The 421-nt window shown below is 63.7% G+C and carries 1 protein-coding gene; it reads left to right on the top strand.

Annotated features, from left to right (window positions below):
- On the top strand, nucleotides 1–421 hold a 421-nt coding region (locus VSR71_RS35140), incomplete at both ends, for a homoserine O-acetyltransferase/O-succinyltransferase family protein (protein ID WP_342917930.1).

Raw genomic sequence — 421 nt, 5'->3', positions numbered from 1 at the left:
ATGCGGCGGTGCTGCATCTCGACCGGATCGAACGGCGGCGGCTGCCCGCCAAATGTCACGGCATTTTCGACTGCGAGTCCGTCACGAATGACCCGCTGACGCGCGCCGCGCCCGCCCCGCTCAAGGTTTCGCATTCGCGCCTGAACGAGATCGCCGAGAGCGACCTCGACGCGGCCGGTTACCAGGTGCTGACGCGTTCGGCAAAGGCCGGTGTCGATATCTTCGTCCGGCAATATGCCAGCCGCTTCGTGTTCTTCCAGGGGCACCCGGAATATGACGCGCTGTCGCTCCAGCGCGAATATCTGCGCGACGTCGGCCGCTATCTCGCGCGCGAGCGCGACGATTATCCGCACCTGCCCGTGAGTTATTTTGACGCAGCGACGGAAGAGAAATTGGTCCGGTTCGAGAAGCAGGCGAGACA

Origin of the sequence: Cupriavidus oxalaticus, assembly GCF_038900635.1 — a bacterium.
Classification (GTDB): domain Bacteria; phylum Pseudomonadota; class Gammaproteobacteria; order Burkholderiales; family Burkholderiaceae; genus Cupriavidus; species Cupriavidus oxalaticus_B.
Note: the sequence above shows the minus strand (reverse complement) of the source record. Positions and strands in the feature narration are given on the sequence as shown.